This window comes from Ruegeria sp. D3 (assembly GCF_056534465.1).
The window spans coordinates 305297-327247 of record NZ_JBQFPK010000002.1 but is presented as its reverse complement, the minus strand read 5'-3'; the positions used below and the strand labels follow the sequence as shown (position 1 = coordinate 327247).

Below are 21951 nucleotides of genomic sequence, written 5' to 3'. Positions count from 1 at the left end.
CATTTTTCAACGAATGGCACACACTTTTCCGGCATCTCAAACGCAAAACGCGGCCCCCGAAGGGACCGCGTCAAATGCGTCTGACAGACGGCTTAATTCAGGGCTGCATCCGTGATCTGATGTGTCCAAGCGCCCTCGGGCTGCTTGGTGATCACTGGGTCCGACCCGCCAGCCAGCAGAGTGCCCACCGTGCGTTCAAAATCCGCAGGGTCCAGCGCACCGTTCGAACCAGCGGTCAGCTTGGCGATTTCACCCATCATGCGCTTTTGGTGCTCTTCGGTCTGGGCACCGGTCGCGTCGTTTTCCAGCACGATATCGGCCGCCTCATCCGGGTTTTCCTCGGCGTATTTCCAGCCTTTCATCGATGCGCGCACAAAGCGTTCCATCTTGTCCGTAAAGGCCGCATCACTGAGGTTTTCCTCAAGCACATAGAGACCGTCTTCCAACGTGGCGACGCCCTGATCTTCGTATTTGAACGTCACCAGCTCATCAGGGCTAACGCCTGCGTCGATCACCTGCCAATACTCGTTGTAGGTCATGGTGCTGATGCAATCGGCCTGACGCTGCAACAGAGGGTCCACGTTAAAGCCCTGCTTCAGAACCTCAACTCCGCTTTCGCTCTTGCCACTGGTGTCGATGCCCAGCTGGCTCATCCAGCTCATGAACGGAAATTCGTTGCCAAAGAACCAGACACCTAGCGTACGGTTCTTAAGATCCTCGGGCGAGGTGATCCCCGCATCCTTCCAGCAGGTCAGCATCATGCCCGAGCTTTTGAAGGGCTGGGCGATATTGACCAGCGGAAGCCCCTTTTCGCGCGCGGCCAGCGCGGCGGGCATCCATTCGACGGTTACATCCGCGCCGCCCCCTGCGATCACCTGCGTGGGTGCGATATCGGGGCCGCCGGGCAGGATGGTGACGTCCAGCCCCTCTTCCTCGTAGAACCCTTTGTCTGCCGCCACGTAGTAACCCGCAAACTGCGCCTGTGTGACCCATTTCAGCTGCAATGTCACCTCATCCGCCGACCATGCCGCACCGGCTGTAAGTCCAAAGGCAGCAAGCGCCCCGCTAAGTAGCTTATTCATCTTCATGTCTCCTAGTTGCTGTTGGTGCCCCGTTTTCGGGGTCTGTTGAAGTGTTATCCTCTTTGTGACGGGTGCCAGAAGGTCACCGCCTTTTCGATCATCGCGACCGCGCCATAGAATGCAGTTCCGGCTAGTGCGGCTACCACGATCTCGGCCCAGACCATATCCAGCGAAAGCTGACCGACGCTGGTGGAAATCCGAAAGCCCATACCCAGGGTCGGAGAGCCAAAGAACTCGGCCACGATAGCGCCTATCAGCGCCAATGTGGTGGAAATCTTCAACCCGTTGAACACAAACGGCATCGCCGCAGGCAGGCGCAGTTTCAGAAAGCTCTGCCAATAGGTTGCGGCATAGGTCTCCATCAGGTCGCGCTGCATCGCCGTCGCCTCACGCAGGCCGGCCACAGTGTTCACCAGCATCGGAAAGAACACCATCACAACGACGACTGCGGCCTTGGAATGCCAGTCGAACCCAAACCACATCACAAGAATGGGGGCCGTGCCGACGATGGGCAGAGCGGCAACGAAATTCCCCACGGGCAGCAGACCCAGACGCAGGAAATCCCAGCGGTCAACGGCGATCGCCATCAGAAACGCGGCACCACACCCGATGATGTAGCCGCTAAGCGCCCCTTTGACGATGGTCTGCACGAAGTCCGCCCACAGGATCGGCAGACTGTCCGCAAAGCGCACCGCAATCACCGAGGGTGCGGGCAGGATGACCAGCGGCACTTCGAGCCCACGCACCAGCAGCTCCCACATGCCGATAATCGTCAGGCCAAAAATCAGCGGGGCCAGAACGCCCACCATTCGCGTGTCAGCATAAGGCCCACTGGCCAGACGGCCATTCACCCACCAGCCCAGCAGCCACAGAAGGATTGCACCAATAACCAAGATCATTGCGCCATTCCCATTCGTTTCAGCACCGTCCGCTCGATCAAGCCCAGCAGCGCCACAAGACCGGCCGCCAGAATGGCCGCCGCAAACAGGGCCGACCAGATTTGCACCGTCTGGCCATAATAACTGCCCGCCAGCAGACGCGCGCCCAGGCCAGCGACGGCCCCGGTCGGCAGTTCACCAACGATGGCCCCGACCAGCGACGCAGCGATGCCGATTTTCAGCGAAGTGAACAGATACGGCATCGAGGCTGGCAGGCGCAGTTTCCAGAATCCTTGCGACCGGCTGGCACCATAGGTGCGGAGCAGGTCCAGCTGCATCGCGTCGGGGCTGCGCAGACCTTTGACCATACCTACGACCACCGGGAAAAAGCTGAGATAGGCCGAGATCACCGCCTTGGGAATGATGCCCTGAATGCCCACCGAATACAGCACCACGATAATCATGGGCGCCAGCGCGATGATCGGGATGGTCTGGCTGACAATGGCCCATGGCATCACCGACAGGTCCATCACCCGGCTATGCACAATCCCCACCGCCAGCAAAATGCCCAACCCGGTGCCGATGGCAAATCCCAGCATCGTCGCACTCAGCGTCACCCAGCCATGATAGATCAGCGACCGTTTCGAGGTGATCTTTTTCTGCACCGTCGTCTCCCACATCTCAATGGCGACCTGATGTGGCGCAGGAAGACGGGGGCGGTCCTGCTCCCACGTGGCAGGGATGGCAAAACTGTTGTTCAGCACCAGGCCGAACTCGGACATGTCGCGCCGATCCTTGGCCGAGGGCGGCTGCACTTCGGCCCCTGCCCGCTCTTGCTCGGTCAGCACGCCCTTGATGTTCATCGGCACGCAGGCCGCGTACCAGAACGCAACGATCACGGTCAGGACGGTCAGCACCGCCCAAAAGGCTTTCAGGCCGCTAGTCATCCGAATGCACCGCCCGCAGCCCTTCACGCACGCGATGAGCGACCTCAATAAACTCGGGCGTGTCGCGGATATCCAAAGGCCTTTCCTTGGGCAGAGGGCTGTCGATCACATCCGTAATCCGCCCGGGCCGAGGGCTCATCACCACGATCTTGGTGCTGAGATAGACCGCCTCGGGGATCGAGTGCGTCACGAATCCGATGGTCTTGCCCGTCCGCGCCCACAGCGCCAAAAGCTGTTCATTCAGGTGATCGCGCACGATTTCGTCCAGCGCCCCAAAGGGTTCGTCCATCAGCAGTATATCGGCGTCAAAGGCCAGGGCCCGCGCGATACTGGCCCGCTGCTGCATCCCGCCCGACAGCTGCCACGGGAATTTGCCGCCAAATCCTGCCAGATCAACCAGTTCCAGAACTTTGCTGACTCGTTCTTCCTGCTCAGTCGCCGAATAGCCCATGATCTCAAGCGGCAGCTTGATGTTCTTGGCGATGGTCCGCCACGGATACAGCCCCGCCGCCTGAAACACATAGCCATAGGCCCGCTTGCGCCGCGCCTCATCGGGGGTCATGTCATTGACGGTCAGCGTCCCGCCGGTCGGCGTCTCAAGCGCCGCGATACAGCGCAGGAAGGTGGTCTTGCCACAACCCGAAGGGCCGATAAAGCTGACGAAATCCCCCTTGTCGATGATCAGGTTCACGTCCCTCAGCGCGTGAACCGGGCCATCATTGGTTTGGAAGGTGAGGTCGAGATTGGCAGCTTCTACGACTGCGGAATTTTTGTTTGGATCGGTTGGCATTTCTTACTCAGGAATAGGCAGTGTGACACGCGCCGCAATCATTGCGGCAGGGACTCCGAAAATCAAAAGGAAGGCATTCCCCAAGGGCTGACTAGCTGAACTGAAAGCCCAAAACAGTATGCCAGCGCCAGCCCAGGAAAACACGGAAACAGCTATTGCCGCGATCAGTGTAGGCCCGTGGCGACCGATTGGTAGTCTGGTGGCAACGCAACGCATCGCCACAAAAACAACGCAACCCGGGAATAGCGCGCAAAGCAGTATCGGACCCCATATTGGCCATCCGAGCAGCAAAGTAAGCGTTAACATCGACAGCAGGCTGGGAAGCAAGTTCGCTAGCCCAATTTCGGGCAGTGCGAGCATTGCACCAATTACCCAAAACGCGAGCACAGCGATTAGCGTGGCGAGAACCGCGAACGCAATAAACTGAGTCGCAGTTGGGTATTCTGTGCTTTGCGTCAACTCTTAAACCCCCGTCGCCGGAATACCCGTCCGCTCGACCGGACGCGGCGCGGTCAACTCTTTCCAAGTGCTCAGCGCCCGGTTCACATGCCCGTTCGGCTCGCGTGCGACGAAGTCGCCATGACCCTCCTGCGTGCGGATTTCCCCGTCATGTACGGCCACCTGACCGCGTGTCAGGGTAAAGCGTGGCAAGCCCTTGACCTCTTTGCCTTCGAACACGTTGTAGTCGATCGAGGACTGCTGCGTCTCGGCGCTGATCGTCTTGGTTTTTTCGGGATCCCAAACAACGATATCCGCGTCAGCCCCAACCAGAATCGCACCCTTTTTCGGATAACAATTCATGATCTTAGCGATGTTTGTTGAAGTGACAGCCACGAATTCGTTCATCGTCAGGCGCCCGGTGTTTACACCATAAGTCCACAGCATTGGCATCCGATCTTCCAACCCGCCGGTCCCGTTGGGGATCTTGGTGAAATCACCCACGCCATAGCGTTTCTGATCGGTGGTAAAGGCGCAATGGTCGGTGGCCACCACGCTCAACGTTCCCGAATGCAGCCCGTTCCACAGGCTGTCCTGATGCTGCTTGTTGCGGAACGGAGGGCTCATGACCCGGCGCGCCGCGTGGTCCCAATCCTGATGGAAATATTCACTCTCATCCAGGGTCAGGTGCTGGATCAGAGGCTCGCCCCACACCCGCTTACCATTCAACTTGGCCCTACGAATGGCCTCATGCGCCTCTTCACACGAGGTATGCACCACATACAAAGGCACACCTGCCATGTCGGCGATCATGATGGCCCTGTTCGTGGCCTCGCCCTCAACTTGAGGCGGGCGGGAATAGGCATGCGCCTCGGGCCCTGTATTGCCTTCGGCCAGCAGCTTGGCGCTGAGCTCAGCCACCACATCGCCATTTTCAGCATGAACCATTGCGATCCCGCCCAGCTCAGCCAGACGTTTGAACGAGGCAAACAGCTCATCATCATTCACCATCAACGCGCCTTTATAGGCCATGAAATGCTTGAACGTGTTGATCCCGCGCGTCTCGATCACGGTCTTGATGTCGTCGAACACCTGCTCGCCCCACCAGGTGACGGCCATGTGGAACGAATAATCGCAATTCGCACGCGTCGATTTGTTGTCCCAACGCTTCAACGCATCCAGCAGGCTCTCACCCGGGTTGGGCAGCGCGAAATCCACCACCATCGTGGTGCCCCCGGCCAAAGCCGCCCGCGTCCCGCTTTCAAAATCATCGCTGGAATAAGTGCCCATGAACGGCATCTCAAGATGGGTATGCGGATCAATCCCACCCGGCATGACATAGCAGCCAGTCGCGTCAAGCTCCTTGTCGCCCTTTAGATCCAAGCCGATTTCGGTGATCACCCCGTCCTCGACCATGACGTCTGCTTTATAGGAAAGATCCGCGGTTACGACGGTCCCATTCTTGATAACAGTGCTCATTCTAATCTCCCTGACGCGGTCTGCGCCGCTTGCTTCATCTGGCTAAAAATACCTCGGGGGAGTCGCCCAGCGGGCGACGGGGGCAGCGCCCCCTACTCCACGATCTCCGCCGTCTCAACGACCGCATGAAACAGAACATCCGTCCCGGCTGCTGCCCAGTCCTTGCTGATCTCTTCGGCCTCGTTGTGGCTCAACCCATCCACGCACGGACACATCACCATGGCCGTCGGTGCCACACGATTGATCCAACACGCATCATGCCCCGCGCCCGAGATGATATCCGTATGTGAATAGCCCAGTCGCTCAGCCGCATCGCGCACTGCGGCCACACACCCTTCGTCGAATTGCACCGGATCAAACCCACCCACCTTCTCGAACTCGATCTGCAGGCCCATTTCATCCACGATATCCTCAGCCGCGACCCGCAGACGCGCCTCCATATCCTTGATCACCTCCAGATCGGGCGAGCGGAAATCGACCGTGAACACCACTTTGCCCGGAATCACATTGCGCGAGTTCGGGAACACATCGATATGCCCCGCCGCCCCAACGGCATGAGGCGCATGGGACCACGCGATCTCATCCACTTTCTCAAGAATACGCGCCATCGCCAGACCGGCATTCTTGCGCATGGGCATCGGAGTCGAACCGGTATGTGCATCCTTGCCTGTCACCGTGATCTGCGTCCAGCTGAGGCCCTGACCATGAGTGACCACACCGATATCCTTGTCCTCGGCCTCAAGGATCGGGCCCTGTTCGATATGCAGCTCAAAGAACGCATGCATCTTGCGCGCGCCAACCTCTTCGTCTCCACGCCAGCCAATCCGTTGAAGCTCATCACCAAACGCCTTGCCTTCGGCATCTTCGCGCGCATAGGCCCAATCTTGCGTATGCACTCCGGCAAACACGCCCGATGACAGCATGGCTGGCGCGTACCGGGTACCCTCTTCATTGGTCCAGTTGGTTGCAACAATGGGGTGTTTCGTCTTGATCCCCAAATCATTCAGCGTGCGGATGACCTCCAGCCCGCCCAGAACCCCCAGCACACCATCATACTTGCCGCCCGTCGGCTGCGTATCCAGGTGCGAGCCTACGTAAACCGGCAGCGCGTCCGGGTCTGTCCCTTCGCGCCGGGCGAACATGTTGCCCATCTGATCGAGCCCCATCGAACAGCCCGCATCCTCGCACCATTTTTGAAACAAGGCGCGGCCTTCGGCATCCTCATCCGTCAAGGTTTGACGATTGTTGCCACCGGCTACGCCGGGGCCGATTTTGGCCATCTCCATCAGGCTGTTCCACAACCTGTCGCCATTAATCCGTAGGTTCTGCGCCGGAGCTGCCATCTTGTTCTTCCCTGTCGCTTGCGATTTGGCTCGCTTTTGGTGTCTTGATTTGACCATCTGGTCAAACTCACGCTATCACGGGTTCGAGATCAGTCAAGAAATTGCAGGACACCGCCAGATTTTTTGACCTATTTCACGCCCGAATGCCGGAAAAAGAGACAGCCTGAAAACATGCCCAAAGACCGCGCCCCGACACGTATTCAGAAAAAGAACCGCGCCGCGATTCTCGAGGCCGCATTAAACGTGTTCTCAGCGCACGGATTCCGGGGTGCAACCGTGGATCAAATCGCGTCCGAAGCGGGTCTGAGCAAGCCAAACCTGCTATATTACTTCCCTTCGAAAGAAGCGATTCATACCGCCCTGCTGTCCGGCCTGCTAGACGTCTGGCTGGCCCCTTTGCACGATTTGGACGAAGCGGGCGATCCGATGCAAGAGATTCTCTCGTACATCCACCGCAAGCTGGAAATGAGCCGTGACCTGCCGCGAGAAAGCCGCTTGTTTGCCAACGAACTGGTTCAGGGTGCCCCCAGAATTCATGCGGCTCTGTCGAGTGACCTCAAGTCGCTGGTCGATGAAAAGACCGCTATTCTGGTCAGATGGATGGATCAGGGTAAAATAGCAAAACTGCATCCTTATCACCTGATCTTTTCGATCTGGGCCCTGACGCAGCATTATGCGGATTTTGATGTTCAGGTCCGTGCGATACTAGCTGATGAAGACCCATTCGAAGGCGCTGAACCCTTTATCGATACACTGTATCGCAAACTTCTGACGCCCTGATAAAAGGGGCCGATTGCCGGCCCCTTTTTTGTGATTACTCAGCCGCTTTGGCCATCGGGTTGTTCGGGTGAGTCGTCCAGTTCGCATAGTTGGGCTGCACTTCGCGGCCCGTGCGTGGGTCAACCTCTCCCGCGGCCATCGGCTCCATGGAAATACACCCATCTACAGGACACACATCCACACACAGGTTGCACGCAACGCATTCGTCGTCCATCACCTCAAAAACACGGTCCTCAGACATTGAAATCGCCTGATGGCTGGTGTCTTCGCACGCAGCGTAGCAACGGCCGCATTTGATGCACTGATCCTGATCGATCTTTGCTTTCGCGACGTAGTTGAGGTTCAAATACTGCCAATCCGTCACGTTTGGCACAGCCAGACCGACAATTTCAGAGACGTCTTTGTACCCCTTCTCATCCATCCATTTCGACAGCCCGGCGGTCAGCTCGTCGATGATTTTAAAGCCATAGGTCATCGCAGCCGTACAGACCTGAACTGTACCACAACCCAACGCCATAAACTCGGCCGCATCACGCCATGTAGTCACGCCCCCGATGCCGGAAATCGGCAGGCCATGCGTCGCTTGAGCCCGCGAAATCTCGGACACCATCGACAGGGCAATCGGTTTCACCGCCGGGCCGCAATACCCTCCGTGGCTGCCTTTGCCGTCGATCGAGGGTTCAGGGCTGAACGTGTCCAGATTGACGCTGGTGATCGAGTTAATCGTGTTGATCAGCGACACCGCATCAGCGCCGCCACTCTTTGCGGCTTCGGCAGGTTTGCGAATATCCGTGATGTTTGGCGTCAGCTTCACGATCACCGGGCGGTCATAGTATTTTTTGCACCACCGGGTGACCATCTCGATATATTCCGGCACCTGACCGACTGCGGAGCCCATACCGCGCTCGCTCATGCCGTGGGGACAGCCAAAGTTCAGCTCGATCCCATCTGCCCCGGTTTCGGCGACCCGTGGCAGAATAGCTTTCCACGCCTCTTCCTCGCACGGAACCATGATCGAAGCGATCAGCGCGCGATCCGGGTAATCGGCCTTGACCCGCGCCATCTCCTCAAGGTTCACCTCAAGCGGACGATCGGTGATCAACTCGATATTGTTCAGACCCAGCAACCGCCGATCCGCGCCATAGATCGCGCCGTAGCGAGGCCCGTTTACGTTCACCACCGGAGGCCCCTCGGACCCCAGCGTTTTCCAGACCACACCGCCCCATCCGGCCTCGAACGCGCGGCGGACGTTGTATTCTTTGTCAGTCGGCGGCGCCGAGGCCAGCCAGTACGGGTTCGGGCTTTCAATTCCCAGAAAGTTCGTTTTTAAATCAGCCATTTATCCGGCCCTCCTGATGCCATTCAGCATCCCAAATCCAGTTTTCACGCGGTCAGATTTGCGTGGATATCCATTGCCGCATCGCGGCCCTCGGCTACAGCGGTCACGGTCAGGTCTTCGCCGCCGGCAGCGCAGTCGCCTCCGGCCCAGACACCCGTGATCGAGGTACGCCCCGCGCCCGTGACAGCGATCTTGTTACCGTCGAGTTTCAGCCCTTCGGGCGCGCCCTCCAGCGTCTGACCAATCGCTTTCAACACCTGATCTGCAGGCAGGCGGATTACCTCGCCCGTGCCGGTCAGTTGCCCACCTTCGCTAGATGTATACTCCAGCTCAATCTCAGCCGCTGCGCCGTTCCCATGCACAGCCACGGGTTGCACATTGGTCATGATCTTGACCCCATGCGAGGCCGCCAAGTCCTGCTCGTACCGGCTGGCGCCCATGGCGTCGCGGCCCCGGCGATAAGCGATGGTCACATGCTCGGCCCCAAGCAGCTTGGACTTCACCGCCGCGTCCACAGCGGTCATGCCACCGCCGATCACGACTACGTTGCGCCCCACGGGCAGTGCTGCCAGATCACTGGCCTGCCGCACGTCCGAGATGAACTCGACCGCCGGGCGCACGCCGTCTTTGTCGACGCCACCGGCGCGCAGGGCATTCACCCCTGCCAGACCGATCGACAAGAACACCGCGTCGTAATTCGTGGACAACCCATCCAGCGAGATCGTGTCGCCCAGGACCGATCCCGTCTCAATCGTGATACCACCGATCTGCATCAGCCAATCTACCTCGGCCTGCGCGAAGTTGTTGGTCGATTTATAGGCCGCAATCCCGTATTCATTCAGGCCGCCGGGCTTGGGCTTGCTTTCGTGAATGACAACGTCATGCCCCAGCATCGCCAGCCGATGCGCGCAGGCCAGCCCAGCGGGCCCTGCCCCGATCACCGCGACGGTCTTTCCGGTCGGCGCGGCACGGTCGAACGGATGCGCCCCGTCCGCCATTACACTATCGGTCGCATAACGCTGCAAGCGCCCAATCTCGACCGGAGCCCCTTCGGCAGCCTCGCGTACACAGGATTCTTCACACAGTGTCTCGGTCGGGCATACGCGGGCGCACATACCGCCCAGAATGTTTTGCGCCAAAATGGTCTCGCCCGCTGCTTCGGGCTGCCCGGCCTGAATATGCCGCATGAACAGCGGGATATCGATCTCGGTCGGACAAGCCGCCACGCACGGCGCGTCATAGCAGAAATAGCACCGATCAGCAGCCACGGCAGCCTCGTGCGGGGCCAGTGGTGGATGCAGATCCGTGAAATTCGAGGTCAGCTCATCGCTGGAAAGCCGCCCGGAGACAATGCCGGAGGCCATCTGGCCCTGTGCCATCGCTCTACTCCCTGTAGATATGGTTGTTATGGGATCAGCTTGCCACAGTCTGAAATTTTATCAATTGGTAAAATTTGCCAAATGGTCAAAAAATCAAAAAACCGGGCTCAGCGGCCCGGTTTTCGGAAAAATATGCCTGTTTTTGATGCAGCGGCGAAATTCAAACCATCTGCGATAGATGCCCAGACTTGATCCAGACCCGCGCGCCGGCCTCTCCTGCCGTGGCGACGGAGTGGGTGCCGGGTGGCAAGCGAAGCCAATCCCAATCGGAAAACACCTCATCCGATTCCCGAACAGTGCCTTCGATGACAAACAGCTCAAGCCCCTTTTCGGCATTCAAATCCAGCGCTTCATTCGGCGACAAACTGAGAACCCGCACATCTTCAAGGTCATCCTTGAACAGCTGAAGTTTTTCCGCCCCCTCGATTGACCGGCGCACTTCGGTTCTGTCTGCAGGGTCGAACTGATGCAGCTTGACCAGAATCGTCGCGCCGTCCTTGGCCGAGGGCGTATGAGAGGACGTCGGCGGGTTGCGTACATAGCTGCCAACCGGAAAGTCGCCTGTTTCGTCCTGAAACACTCCATCCAGAACCAGGTACTCCTCACCACCATCATGGGTATGCGCAGCGAACGCGCTGCCCGGCGCAAACCGGACGATTGTAGTGGCGCGGGCAACTTCTTCACCGATACGGTCCAGCATTTTTCGCTCGACCCCGGCTGCGGGGGACGCGACCCATTCGTTCTGATCAAAGTGGACGGCGACGCGCTTTGTGAAATCTGCGTTGACCCTCATGCGGTATCTCCTTCTGGACATCTCAGCCTAAGATGGGGGCATCATGCCGGTTTTCAATTTTTGCATCATGCGATCGTCTTCACATCTGGTTTTGTCTGCATACCCTGCGTACTGTGCCGCAAACAGATAATACGAGCGACGACCACCGACCGATGCAGGCCACCCCTTCGAAATTCAATATTGTCATCATTGGCCAGAATAACCGGCTGCAATACGAGGCATTGCTGTTTGCCGCCTCTTTGCGCCACAGCAGCCCCGATTTCGCCGGCCGCCTGTTTGTCGCTGTTCCACAACCCAGCCAACATTGGTCACAAGATCCCAGCATCCAGGACGAAGATATCCTTAAAGCGTTGCGCCAATTGGATGCCGAGCTGCTGCCTTTTGAAAATCAGGTCTTTGGCCAGACTTACCCGCATGGGAACAAGATTGAGGCGTTGTCGGCTTTGCCAGAAGGCGAGCCGTTTGTGTTCTTCGACAGTGACACGCTGATCACCGGAGATTTGCACGCTGTTCCCTTCGACTTTGCCCACCCCGGTGCATCGCTGAAAGTCGAGGGGACATGGCCACGCCCAACGCTATATGGGCCCGGATATGATGGTATCTGGAAGGCGCTTTATCACAGGTTCAATCTTGATTTCGAAAGTTCGGTCGACACGAGCCAACCGCATGATTATTGGCGGCGGTATTTGTACTTTAACGCTGGCTATTTCTTCCATTCTTGCCCCCGCATCTTTGGCGACAGGTTCCGTGACTATGCGCGCACTATCCGGGATGAAGATATCCCAGAGCTGGCCGGCCAGACATTGGACCCCTGGCTTGACCAGATCGCTCTGCCCTTGGTGATCCATTCCCTTGGCGGGGGGCGAGACGCCCTGCCCCACGGCCTGTTGGATGGCACCGTGAGCTGTCACTATCGCCTGTTCCCACTGCTTTACGCACGTGAAAGCGACCATGTGGTCGAGCTGCTGGAGACGGTGGTAGCGCCAAACCGCATCAAAAAAGTGCTCAAAGGGTATGAGCCGATCCGAAAGCTGGTCATTCAGCGAAAGGGTCACAAGATCCGCGAGATGTTCGACCGAGACAACCTGCCCCAACGCGAGCAGGCTATACGTAACAAAATCAAGGCAAAGGGCCTATGGATGCGCTGACAGGATTGTTGTGCGCAGCCCGTCAATCGCCTACAGAGTCTGCAACCAAAAAATCAACGGGAGATTTCCAGAATGTCTGACGGCCCAAGCTACGGTTTCGACACGCTTCAGATTCATGCGGGCGCACGTCCCGATCCGGCGACAGGTGCGCGCCAAACGCCAATCTACCAAACCACCGCTTACGTGTTCCGCGACGCCGATCACGCCGCTGCGCTGTTCAACCTGCAAGAAGTGGGCTTCATATACTCCCGCCTGACCAACCCGACCGTGGCCGTTCTGCAAGAACGCGTCGCCACGCTGGAAGGCGGCGTTGGGGCTGTGTGTTGTTCCTCGGGTCACGCCGCGCAGATCATGGCGCTGTTCCCGCTGATGGGACCGGGGTGTAACGTCATTGCCTCGACCCGCCTTTATGGCGGCACGGTCACTCAGTTCAGCCAGACCATCAAACGCTTTGGCTGGTCCGCCAAATTCGTCGACATGGACGATCCCGAGGCGGTAAAAGCCGCGATTGATGACAACACCCGTGCGGTGTTCTGTGAATCCATTTCGAACCCCGGCGGCTATGTGACCGATATTCGGGCGATGGCTGACATCGCCGACGAAGCCGGCGTACCGCTGATTGTCGACAACACTTCGGCAACACCTTACCTGTGCCGCCCCATTGAACAGGGCGCGACATTGGTGGTGCACTCGACCACCAAATACCTGACCGGGAACGGCACCGTCACCGGCGGCTGCATCGTGGATTCGGGCAAATTCGACTGGTCAGCGAATGACAAGTTCCCCTCGCTCAGCGAGCCCGAGCCAGCCTATCACGGGTTGAAATTCCACGAGACCTTTGGCCCGCTCGCCTTTACCTTCCACGGCATCGCCATCGGTCTGCGCGATCTGGGCATGACCATGAACCCGCAAGCCGCCCACTACACGCTGATGGGGATCGAGACCCTGTCGCTGCGGATGGAGCGTCATGTCGAGAACGCACAAAAGATCGCGGCCTGGCTCGAGGCGGACGACCGCGTCGATTATGTGACCTATGCGGGCCTGCCCTCGTCGCCCTATCACGACCGGGTCAAGGCACAATACACCAAGGGTGCCGGTGCCCTGTTCACCTTTTCTGTAAAGGGCGGCTATGACGCCTGCGTCAAACTTGTGAACGCGCTGGAAATCTTCAGCCACGTCGCGAACCTTGGCGATGCGCGGTCGCTGATCATCCACTCGGCCTCGACCACGCACCGTCAGCTGACACCCGAACAGCAAGAGGCCGCAGGGGCCGGTCCGGGGGTTGTTCGCGTTTCGATCGGGATCGAAGACGTCAATGACCTGATCGCGGATCTGGACCAGGCTTTGGCAAAGGCGACTGCCTAAATCATGCCGAAGCACACGGTGAACGCACTTGGCCAACCCGTGGGCATGCCGGTCTCGGGTGAGTTTCCTCGCCCGACGCCAGCTCGCACGGGCATGCAGGGTCGGTTCTGTTCAGTGGTGCCTTTGGACGCGAAACAGCATACGTCCGGTCTGTACCGGGCGTTTGCCGAAGACAAGGACGGTCGAAACTGGACCTATCTGCCCGAAGAACCAATAACATCTGAAGTGGCTTTCGCTGATTGGATGGTTTGGGCTGAGAACAGCGCAGACCCGTTGTTTCACACGGTGCTTGACGGCGATGGAGCTCCGGTTGGGCATGCCACATATCTGCGCATTCAGCCCGACGCGGGGGTCATCGAGGTGGGATACATTCATTTCTCACCCTTGTTGCAGCGCACCCCTCTGGCCACCGAGGCCATGTATCTGATGATGCGCCGCGTCTTTGATGAGCTTGGCTATCGGCGCTATGAGTGGAAATGCGACGCCCTGAACGCACCCTCGCGCAGCGCGGCCGAGCGGTTGGGCTTTACCTTCGAGGGTGTTTTTCGCCAAGCAACCCACTATAAAGGGCGCAACCGGGACACAGCGTGGTATTCAATTCTGGATAGTGAATGGCCACGCATCCAGACTGCGTTCGAAACATGGCTATCGCCAGAAAACTTCGACCAATCGGGCCAGCAGCGTCACACACTGCAGGCCCGAGCGGCTGAGTAGTATTTATTCGGATATCGCAAATTCCATCGTAACATTGACCGAGACTGAAATCTCACCGCCTGCCACCGGAACCCCCGCCGAATCCGCAACTTTGAATTCGCGCATCTGCGCGGCAGGGCGGATACCTCCGACATGCTCGTTGATTTGTTGCACAGGTCCCAAAGTCAGCGAGGCAGCCTGCGCCAGTTGCTCTGCCTTGGCAGTTGCTTCGGCCACAGCTTTGGCGCGGGCTTGCGCCTCAAGCGGTTTAGGGTCCTGAACACCAAAGCTCAGCCCCCCGAAGTCATTTGCGCCATCTTGGATGACGGCATCCATTACGGCACCCAGTTGTGTTAGGTCACGAACCCGTACGAATACTCGGTTTGATGCCGAAAAGCCCGAAATCTCGGGTCGGTCGCCGTTGGGGTTATTTCGGCCCGACCAAACCGGCGAGAGCGACAGATCCCTTGTTTGGACATCCCGTGCTTCAATGCCCATCTGCTCCAGACGCGCCAATATTGCCGACACCGCGTCGGACGTGGCCTGCATCGCGTTTGCGGCCTCGGCATCCTCATGTGTCACTCCTAGTGTTATGGTCGCCATATCGGGCACCGCCAGAGCGGTCCCAAGGGCGTCGACAGTAATGCGACGTTCTTCCGCATGGGCCATCCCTGCCGCCGTTGCAGCCATCAAAGCCGCTAAAAAAGCGTATTTCTTCAAGGTCTTCCCTCCGATCTCTTTGTCATAAACATGGGGTGGCAACGGTCTGCCGAACAAGGGGGAAACCCGGCTTTTTCTTTCCCTCGGCAAGATCCTGCTTTAATGTCAGTCTGCGGACAGAATGACTGTCTGCTTAGACGATGACAATTATGGTTCTTCCGGATTATGAAACCCGCTTTTGCGCTGTCTTTTTCTACTGCCGGAATTTCTTTGCACCACTTTTCAGATGGTGACTGGTTCTGCGTTGGTGATGTCTCGCTGGATGCCCCGGATTTTTCGGATCAGGTCAAAGCACTGCGCGACAAAGGATTCGCGCTGGAAAATGACCTGAATTGCAAGCTGGTCCTACCGGCCGATCAGGTTCGGTTCCTCAGCCTTGAAACCGGCGATGAAGATGCCACAGGACAGAGCCTATTGGTTCAGACCGCGTTAACGGATGCGACGCCCTATACGCTTGAAGACCTGAGATACGACACCGCATCCGACGGCGCGGTGATACATGTGGCAGCGATCGCCCGGCAGACGCTGGATGAGGCAATGGCATTCGCCAACGACTACGGCTTTGTTCCGACCCAGGTCACGACCAACACCGACGAGCAGGACTACCCATCCGAGCCTGAATTCCTGGCACCAAGAAACCCGGCCCCCGCAGAAGAGACTCCCGTTTCGGCGCTTCCGGTGCACGCGATCGCGGCCGAAGAAAAGCCAACGGAATTCCGCGCAGCGGCGGCTGCAGAGCACCACGAGGCGTCACTTTCAAACCGTCTTGAAGGATACGGTATACCTATCAGCGCCGCGGCTGCCCTGGGTATCGCCGCCGTTTTGATGTGGGCCTTCCTTGGGTCGGGTGATGATGATGCCACTCTACCGGAAACGGCACTTGTCGAAGAAGCAACGCAGGAGACACCACCCAAAACCGCCGTGTCTGAAGCAGAAACCCCGGAATCGTCCCCAATCACAGCCGAACCCAAACCAGCTGAAAAGCCAACGGAATTGACCGCTGTCGAACCGGCACCAGAAACCTCAGTTGAAGACACCGATCCCAAAGCGCCCAAGGTTTCGCCGACCGATGCCGCCATTCTTGAGGCTTTGAAGATTGCACCCACCGAAGTCGAGCCGATTGAAACACCCCACGAACCAGAGCAGCTGCATGCTGGCGCGCAAATAGGCTCGGTTGAGCCTCTGTCTGGTCCTGCGTCGGAATCGCCTGATGCCCAATTTATAGCGTCAACCGATCGATCAGACCTGTCGCGCGATGCCGTGGCTCCGCCATTGGTGACCGGGTTTGCGATGGGTGACATATACTCCCAACCCAGAGAACCCAGCGCCTCAGGGACGCGGTTTGATCTGGACGAACGCGGACTTGTGAGCGCAACAGCAGAAGGCACGCTGAATCCGGACGGTGTTCTAGTTTTCCTTGGCCGACCGTCAAAAGTCCCGCCAGAAGTACCAGTCCGTTTCGAACAGGAACCAATTGAAGAAGAGCCAACGACCAGACTGGCAGAGCTGCGGCCCAACCCTCGTCCATCCGATCTGATAGAACGGTTCGAACGGCAGCAACTTGGCGGACGAACTCTTGCCGAATTGGCGGTTCTTCGGCCCAAGCTACGTCCGGCGTCGTTGCAACAAAGCCCACAGGTAGACGAAACACCAACCGCGCTGGCAGTTGTTCGCGTCCCACGCCCGAAACTGCGCCCTGCCGGTGTTAACAGACCTGCGAGCACCAACGCTGTTAGTCTTGGGTCGACCGCCGCGATAGAGCGCAGCACCAACGAACCTGACACTTTCCAACCGCGGGCGGTGGCTCCGAAAATTCCGTCATCGGCGTCGGTTGCACGGCAGGCAACGATCGACAACGCGATCAACCTGCGAAAACTGAATCTCATAGGCGTGTATGGCACCCCGGCAAACCGCCGCGCGTTGGTGCGGTTGCCCAGCGGGCGCTACAAAAAGCTGAAGGTTGGGGATCGTCTGGATGGCGGCAACGTTGTCGCGATCAGTGACAGCGAATTGCGATATCAAAAACGCGGTCAGAACGTTACGCTGAAAATGCCCAGAAGTTAAAGGCAGCACAGGTGATGCGCCGCCCAATATACGCAGTAGATAACCAGCTCAGGCCGCTGATATTTCACCACTTTCGATCTGCTCGCGCTCGATGGATTCGAACAGCGCCTGAAAGTTGCCCTCGCCAAATCCATCGTCACCTTTGCGCTGGATGAACTCGAAGAATATCGGCCCGATCACAGTTTTTGAGAAAATCTGAAGCAAGATCCGCGTTTCGCCGCCGTGCAGAACGCCTTCGCCATCGATCAGAATGCCGTGTTTCATCATCCGATCCAGTGGCTCTTCGTGGTCGACCACGCGGTCTTTGGACATATGGTAGTACGCTTCGTTTGGACCGGGCATGAATTTCAAACCCTTTTCGGCAATCGCATCCGTCGACGCATAGATATCCTCGCTGCCGACGGCGATATGCTGGATGCCTTCACCCTTGTACTTTTTCAGATAAGAGACGATCTGCCCGGTCTCGCCGCGATCTTCGTTGATCGGGATGCGAATACGGCCACAGGGCGATGTCAGCGCGCGGCTGTAAAGCCCTGTGAACTTACCCTGAATATCGAAAAAGCGGATCTCACGGAAGTTGAACAAATCGCCGTAAAACTTGAACCACTTGTCCATATTTCCCTTGTAGACGTTGTGGGTGAGGTGATCGAGGTAATAAAACCCGTCACCCCGCGGCTTGGACTGTTCGGTCCACTTGAACTCTTGGTTGTAGGGAGACGTCTCATAATATTGGTCGATGAAATAGATCAAAGACCCGCCGATCCCTTTGATCGCAGGTAAGTCCATCGTTTTGTCCGCAGCATCATAGGGCTCGGCGCCCTTGCTGACCGCGTGTTCATAGGCTTTTTGCGCATCCACGACGCGCCACCCCATCGCCGGTGCACAAGGGCCATGTTCTGCAACAAACTTAGCTGCAAAACTGTCCGCATCCGCATTGAGGATGTACGTCACATCGCCTTGCTGCCAAAGTTCCACCGATGGCTTCGTCTTATGGTGACCGACCAACTCAAAGCCCATCTTGGTGAAAAGATCACGCAGCTCTTGCGGGTTGGGATGGGCAAATTCGACAAATTCGAAACCGTCGGTTCCGGCGGGGTTTTCGTTGCTGATGGCAGATTTCGGGGCGTTATGCGGGAAGGGTCCCATGGCGCGTCTCCGTGAAAACAGGAATTTCTTTGCTGATTCCAAAATACGCCTTATTCGGCGCTGTTTCTGCGCATTGTTTTCGAGTAAACTAGGTGGAAACGCGTGATGTCCGCACCAAAACAGATTTTTACGAAAGAAGTCCGCATATGCTGGATTCCACCGATACGCGACTCTTATCAGCACTTCAGACAAATGCGCATCTGACGGCGCATCAGCTGGGTGAGATGCTGAACCTGTCGCCCAGTCAAGCCGGCCGCCGTCGTCAAAGGCTGGAGGCTGAAGGATACATCACCGGCTACGCCGCGCGTCTGGACCCGCTGAAGCTGGGGCTGCAGGTACAAGGCTTTGTTCAGGTCCATCTCGGCACTCACGGTCCGGAACAATCCGAAAGCTTTGCCCGCATGGTCGACACCCGGCCCGAAATCACCAGCGCTTGGACGATGACAGGTGAGGCAGATTACCTGCTTCATGTCTATTGCGACGATCTATCCGCCCTCAATCGCTTGCTTCATCAGGTGATACTGCCGCATCCTGCGGTAGCACGTGTGCAAAGCCAGATCGTTATGGACCAACTCAAGCGCGACGCGCCCCTGCCTACCTGACCCAAAGAGGATAATATGGACGATTTCCTTTACCAGGCTTCGATCTATCTGGCTGCCGCCGTGATCGCTGTGCCGCTGTCGGCGCGCCTGGGGCTTGGTTCGGTCTTGGGATACCTAGCTGCAGGGATCGTCATAGGGCCCATGTTTGGACTGGTCGGCGCCGAAACCGAAAGCCTGCAGCATGTGGCCGAGTTCGGCGTGGTCATGATGCTGTTCCTGATCGGGCTGGAACTGGAACCTCGCGCTTTGTGGGACATGCGCGAGCGCTTGCTGGGATTGGGTGGCCTTCAGGTTTTGCTGTCTACCGGAGTGATCGCGGGCGTTGCCATCTACGCCAATCATCCGTGGTCCGTAGCACTGGCAGTCGGTTTGACCTTGTCTTTGTCCTCAACAGCGATCGTTTTGCAAACCTTGTCCGAAAAAGGCTTGATGCAAACGAACGGAGGGCGCGCGACTTTCTCGGTGCTTTTGACGCAAGACATTGCAGTGATCCCGATCCTTGCGCTGCTACCGTTGCTGGCCCTGCCGGCGATTCCGCAAATTCAGAATGACGGTTCCATAAACAGGGCCGCAACGGACCTTCACGACAAGGCGCATCACAGCTTGTCACTGGTCGAAGGCCTGCCGGGCTGGGCCGTCACATTGGTCACTATCGGTGCCATTGCCTTTGTTATTCTGGCTGGAGTCTACCTGACCCGCCCCCTATTCCGCTTTATCCACGCCACGCGCCTGCGCGAGATGTATACAGCATTGGCATTGATGATCGTTGTCGGGATTTCCTTTTTGATGACGTTGGTTGGCCTTTCCCCGGCCCTCGGTGCGTTTCTGGCGGGGGTAGTACTGGCCAGCTCGGAATTCCGGCATGAGATGGAAAGCGATCTGGAACCCTTTAAGGGTCTGTTTCTTGGCCTGTTCTTCATCACCGTCGGGGCCGGAATTGACGTCGCCTACTTCTTCAATGATCCGTTTGATCTGATCGGGTTGGCCCTTTTAGTCATCCTCGTCAAAGGGATCATTCTGTTTCTGGTCGGCCGCGCGTTCAAATTGCGTGGTCGCGATCATTGGCTGTTCACGCTGGGGCTGGCGCAAGCGGGCGAGTTTGGGTTTGTTCTACTTGCCTTTTCGACCCAGCAGAACGTCATCCCGCCCGATTTGTCACAAAAGCTGCTGATGATCATCGCTTTGACCATGTTGATCACGCCGCTTCTGTTCATCATCTATGACCTGTTGTCGCGCCGGATGAGCGACGGCGCTCCGACACCCGAACCCGATGAGATAGATGAAAAAGGCCCTGTGATCATTGCCGGGATTGGCCGTTTCGGTCAGATCGTCAACCGGCTGGTTCAGGCCAGTGGAACCAAGACGGTCGTTTTGGACCACGACATTGAGACGGTCCAACTGATGCGTCGGTTCGGCGTCAAAGGGTTTCTGGGCGACCCCACCCGTCCTGAACTGCTGCGCGCCGCTGGCCTGGAAAAAGCTGCTGTTTTGGTGGCCGCGATGGACGATCCTAAACAAGTTACTCGTCTGGTTGGGTTCGCACGTCGTCAGCGACCCGATTTGCACATTATCGCCCGCGCCCGGGACAGAACCCATGTCTATGAACTGTATCAGGCTGGCGCCAATGATATCGTGCGCGAGATGTTTGACGGATCACTGCGCGCCGGTCGGTATGTTCTGGAAAACATCGGCCTGAGCGAATACGAGGCCGCGCAGGCCGAACAGACCTTCTATCATCACGACAGGATGTCGGTACGCGAGTTGGCCGAGCTTTGGATTCCCGGAATGCCGACAGCCGAGAACAAGAAATACATCGAACGGGCCCGACAGTTCGAAAAGGATCTCGAAACCGAGCTGTTGGAACTGGCCGAAAAACACGCCAAAAAGTCAGCCTGACCCAAAGGGTCAGGCCATAAGATCAACCGTCTGACACGCCCGCCTCGGCAAAAGTTGCCATGCCAGAATGACAGGCCATTGCGCTTTTGAGAATATTGATCGCCAGAGCGCCACCCGATCCCTCGCCTAGTCGCAAACCAAGGTTCAGCAGCGGCTGTTTGCCCAGCTTTGCCAAAACCGCGCCATGGGCACCTTCGGCACTTTGATGTCCAGCGACGGAATGATCCAACGCGCCGTCGGCGACATCCGCCAAACACGCAGCGGCGGCCGAGCAGATGAAACCATCCAAGATGACCGGGATGCGCAATACCCGCGCTGCCGCGATCGCTCCAGCCATGGCGGCGATCTCGCGTCCGCCGAGACGGCGCAGAATTTCGATCCCATCACCCGTGCCGCCATGCAGCGCAACGCCTTCGGCCACAACACGGGTTTTATTCGCAAGACCAGCGTCGTCTACACCGGTGCCCCGGCCCGTCCAGTCCGCAGCGTCACCGCCAAACAAGGCGCAGGCAATTGCGGCAGCCGGGGTGGTGTTGCCAATTCCCATCTCGCCAACCACCAACAGATCGGCGGCTGCGTCTACCGCGCCCCACCCCGTGCGAAGCGCGGCCAACACCTCGGCCTCAGACATCGCAGGACCCGCGGTGAAATCCGCTGTTGGACGGTCCAACTCAAGCGCATGTACATCCATGGTCGCGCCTGCCGACTTGGCAAGCTGGTTGATGGCCGCTCCGCCATGCTCAAAGTTCATCACCATCTGAACGGTGACTTCCGGTGGAAACGCAGACACACCCTGCGCCGTTACGCCATGGTTTCCGGCGAAAACAATCACCTGCGGTGCCGAAATCTGTGGCCGCGCATCCCCGCGCCAACCCGCATACCAGATGGCCAGATCCTCAAGCCGCCCCAATGCGCCGGGTGGCTTGGTCAGTTGCCCATTTCGGTCTACGGCTCCGTTCACAGCGTCCTGATCAGGGCCCGGCGCACGAAGAAGGGCATCTCGAAAGGAATTTAGGTCTTTAAGTTCAGGCAGCATCCAAAGCCTCGTTGCATCAGAGTGGTCCTGTGT

19 protein-coding genes are annotated in these 21951 nt (G+C 58.0%); 7 read left to right on the top strand and 12 right to left on the bottom strand.

Features of this window, described 5'->3' with window-relative positions:
• Window positions 1-92: 92 nt before the first annotated feature.
• The 6 genes from ACR0DX_RS04020 to ACR0DX_RS03995 all read right to left on the bottom strand — a co-directional run bounded on the left by ACR0DX_RS04020 (window position 93) and on the right by ACR0DX_RS03995 (window position 6957).
• The gene (locus ACR0DX_RS04020; protein ID WP_170724175.1) at window positions 93-1082 is read right to left on the bottom strand and encodes an ABC transporter substrate-binding protein; all 990 of its coding nucleotides are present in this window, start codon (window positions 1080-1082) and stop codon (window positions 93-95) included.
• 53 nt (window positions 1083-1135) lie between these two features.
• The gene (locus ACR0DX_RS04015; protein ID WP_170352867.1) at window positions 1136-1981 is read right to left on the bottom strand and encodes an ABC transporter permease; all 846 of its coding nucleotides are present in this window, start codon (window positions 1979-1981) and stop codon (window positions 1136-1138) included.
• Window positions 1978-2895 carry an ABC transporter permease gene (locus ACR0DX_RS04010; protein ID WP_170353150.1) on the bottom strand — a complete coding sequence of 306 codons (918 nt, stop codon included), beginning with the start codon at window positions 2893-2895 and terminating at the stop codon, window positions 1978-1980. Before ACR0DX_RS04010 ends, ACR0DX_RS04015 begins: the two co-directional genes overlap by 4 nt.
• Before the next feature lie 4 nt (window positions 2896-2899).
• Window positions 2900-3697, bottom strand: coding sequence for an ABC transporter ATP-binding protein (locus ACR0DX_RS04005; protein WP_170352865.1), 798 nt, complete (start codon window positions 3695-3697; stop codon window positions 2900-2902).
• 462 nt (window positions 3698-4159) lie between these two features.
• Window positions 4160-5614: a dihydropyrimidinase gene (gene hydA, locus ACR0DX_RS04000; RefSeq protein ID WP_480845242.1), complete on the bottom strand. Its 1455-nt coding sequence runs from the start codon at window positions 5612-5614 to the stop codon at window positions 4160-4162.
• A gap of 92 nt (window positions 5615-5706) precedes the next feature.
• Window positions 5707-6957 (bottom strand): Zn-dependent hydrolase, encoded by a 1251-nt coding sequence (locus ACR0DX_RS03995; protein WP_170352861.1) that lies wholly within the window; start codon window positions 6955-6957, stop codon window positions 5707-5709.
• A gap of 171 nt (window positions 6958-7128) precedes the next feature.
• Between ACR0DX_RS03995 and ACR0DX_RS03990 the strand changes: the two genes are divergently transcribed.
• Window positions 7129-7737, top strand: coding sequence for a TetR family transcriptional regulator C-terminal domain-containing protein (locus ACR0DX_RS03990; RefSeq protein WP_170352859.1), 609 nt, complete (start codon window positions 7129-7131; stop codon window positions 7735-7737).
• A gap of 34 nt (window positions 7738-7771) precedes the next feature.
• On the opposite strand, the gene preA is transcribed toward ACR0DX_RS03990, so the two are convergent.
• The 3 genes from preA to ACR0DX_RS03975 form a co-directional block, all read right to left on the bottom strand.
• Complete coding sequence (gene preA, locus ACR0DX_RS03985; protein WP_170352858.1) at window positions 7772-9076, bottom strand: NAD-dependent dihydropyrimidine dehydrogenase subunit PreA; 1305 nt, start codon at window positions 9074-9076, stop codon at window positions 7772-7774.
• Window positions 9077-9120: 44 nt separating this feature from the next.
• The gene (locus ACR0DX_RS03980; protein ID WP_170352857.1) at window positions 9121-10455 is read right to left on the bottom strand and encodes an NAD(P)-dependent oxidoreductase; all 1335 of its coding nucleotides are present in this window, start codon (window positions 10453-10455) and stop codon (window positions 9121-9123) included.
• Window positions 10456-10615: 160 nt separating this feature from the next.
• Window positions 10616-11248: a cupin domain-containing protein gene (locus ACR0DX_RS03975; protein WP_170352856.1), complete on the bottom strand. Its 633-nt coding sequence runs from the start codon at window positions 11246-11248 to the stop codon at window positions 10616-10618.
• A gap of 152 nt (window positions 11249-11400) precedes the next feature.
• On the opposite strand from ACR0DX_RS03975, the gene ACR0DX_RS03970 reads away from it, so the two are divergent.
• The 3 genes from ACR0DX_RS03970 (at window position 11401) to ACR0DX_RS03960 (ending at window position 14475) form a co-directional block, all read left to right on the top strand.
• Entirely contained in the window at window positions 11401-12396 is a 996-nt protein-coding gene (locus tag ACR0DX_RS03970) for a hypothetical protein (protein WP_170352855.1), read from the top strand.
• 72 nt (window positions 12397-12468) lie between these two features.
• Window positions 12469-13761 (top strand): O-acetylhomoserine aminocarboxypropyltransferase/cysteine synthase family protein, encoded by a 1293-nt coding sequence (locus ACR0DX_RS03965; RefSeq protein WP_170352854.1) that lies wholly within the window; start codon window positions 12469-12471, stop codon window positions 13759-13761.
• Window positions 13762-13764: 3 nt separating this feature from the next.
• Window positions 13765-14475, top strand: a complete 711-nt coding sequence (locus ACR0DX_RS03960) for a GNAT family N-acetyltransferase (protein ID WP_170352853.1) — start codon at window positions 13765-13767, stop codon at window positions 14473-14475.
• 3 nt (window positions 14476-14478) lie between these two features.
• Here ACR0DX_RS03960 and ACR0DX_RS03955 read toward each other — a convergent pair whose 3' ends face one another.
• Window positions 14479-15144 carry an SIMPL domain-containing protein gene (locus tag ACR0DX_RS03955; RefSeq protein WP_480845238.1) on the bottom strand — a complete coding sequence of 222 codons (666 nt, stop codon included), beginning with the start codon at window positions 15142-15144 and terminating at the stop codon, window positions 14479-14481.
• A 195-nt stretch (window positions 15145-15339) separates the two neighbouring features.
• On the opposite strand from ACR0DX_RS03955, the gene ACR0DX_RS03950 reads away from it, so the two are divergent.
• Window positions 15340-17238, top strand: coding sequence for a hypothetical protein (locus ACR0DX_RS03950; protein WP_480845236.1), 1899 nt, complete (start codon window positions 15340-15342; stop codon window positions 17236-17238).
• Window positions 17239-17286: 48 nt separating this feature from the next.
• Here ACR0DX_RS03950 and hppD read toward each other — a convergent pair whose 3' ends face one another.
• Window positions 17287-18384, bottom strand: a complete 1098-nt coding sequence (hppD, locus tag ACR0DX_RS03945) for a 4-hydroxyphenylpyruvate dioxygenase (protein WP_480845233.1) — start codon at window positions 18382-18384, stop codon at window positions 17287-17289.
• Window positions 18385-18530: 146 nt separating this feature from the next.
• Here hppD and ACR0DX_RS03940 point away from each other — a divergent pair, with 146 nt between their 5' ends.
• Both ACR0DX_RS03940 and ACR0DX_RS03935 read left to right on the top strand, forming a co-directional pair.
• Window positions 18531-18986 carry an Lrp/AsnC family transcriptional regulator gene (locus tag ACR0DX_RS03940; protein WP_170352849.1) on the top strand — a complete coding sequence of 152 codons (456 nt, stop codon included), beginning with the start codon at window positions 18531-18533 and terminating at the stop codon, window positions 18984-18986.
• A 15-nt stretch (window positions 18987-19001) separates the two neighbouring features.
• On the top strand, window positions 19002-20882 hold the full coding sequence (locus ACR0DX_RS03935; RefSeq protein WP_170352848.1) for a monovalent cation:proton antiporter-2 (CPA2) family protein: 1881 nt from the start codon (window positions 19002-19004) through the stop codon (window positions 20880-20882).
• A gap of 22 nt (window positions 20883-20904) precedes the next feature.
• On the opposite strand, the gene cobT is transcribed toward ACR0DX_RS03935, so the two are convergent.
• On the bottom strand, window positions 20905-21918 hold the full coding sequence (gene cobT / locus ACR0DX_RS03930; RefSeq protein WP_170352847.1) for a nicotinate-nucleotide--dimethylbenzimidazole phosphoribosyltransferase: 1014 nt from the start codon (window positions 21916-21918) through the stop codon (window positions 20905-20907).
• Between the last annotated feature and the right edge of the window lie 33 nt (window positions 21919-21951).